Source organism: Palleronia sediminis (assembly GCF_004358695.1).
Classification (GTDB): Bacteria; Pseudomonadota; Alphaproteobacteria; order Rhodobacterales; family Rhodobacteraceae; genus Palleronia; species Palleronia sediminis.
In genome coordinates this window covers 1-835 of record NZ_SNAA01000050.1, presented here as the reverse complement: position 1 = coordinate 835, position 835 = coordinate 1, and the positions used below count along the sequence as shown (strand labels likewise).

Sequence of the window (835 nt, the reverse complement as noted above, 5' to 3'; positions counted from 1 at the left end):
TAGGGTCAGGACTCATAGCCAGTAGATGACCGTGGCGGCGAGAGCGATGGCCGAGAGGAAGACCTTCGGACACCGGTCGTATCGCGTGGCCACCCGGCGCCAGTCCTTGAGCCTGCCGAACATGATCTCGATCCGGTTCCTGCGTTTGTAGCGGCGCTTGTCATACTTGACCGACGTCTTGCGCTGCTTCCTGCCCGGGATGCAGGCGCGTATCCCCTTGTCTTTCAACGTTTCGCGGAACCAGTCGGCGTCGTATCCTCGGTCCCCGAGGAGCCAGTCGACATCTGGCAGACTGTCGCAAAGCGCGCGTGCACCGATGTAGTCGCTGACCTGTCCTGCCGTTATGAACAGGTTGAGAGGGCGTCCCTGACTGTCGCAGATGGCGTGCAATTTCGTGTTCATGCCACCCTTGGTGCGTCCGATCAGGCGGCCACGCCCCCCTTTTTGACGCCCAGACTGGACGCAGTTCGGTGAGCCTTCAGGTAGGTGGCATCGATCATTACGGTCTTCTTCTCGCCGTGCTCGGCAGCCAGTCCCGTCATCATCGCCGCGAAGATGCCATTGTCGCTCCAACGCTTCCAGCGGTTGTAGAGCGTCTTGTGGGGGCCATATTCCTTGGGCGCATCTCGCCAGCGCAACCCATTGCGATTTATGAAGATAATCCCGCTCAGGACGCGCCGATCATCGACGCGCGGCTTGCCATGGGACTTCGGGAAGTAGGGCTCCAGACGCGCCATCTGCGCATCGCTCAGCCAGAAGAGATCAGACATATCACCGCTCTGTTTTCGCGCGGTGAATCATGCACTTCTGCTAAAATCAATGGGTCCTGAGCCTA

General features: G+C 59.6%; 1 protein-coding gene. It reads right to left on the bottom strand.

Annotated features, from left to right (window positions below):
• Positions 1-12 precede the first annotated feature (12 nt).
• Positions 13-770, bottom strand: a protein-coding gene (locus tag E2L08_RS16835; protein ID WP_133398231.1) for an IS5 family transposase whose coding sequence is annotated in 2 segments (ribosomal slippage) — positions 13-449 and positions 449-770 — 759 coding nt in all. Because the reading frame shifts where the segments join, the coding sequence is not laid out codon by codon here.
• Positions 771-835: the final 65 nt, after the last annotated feature.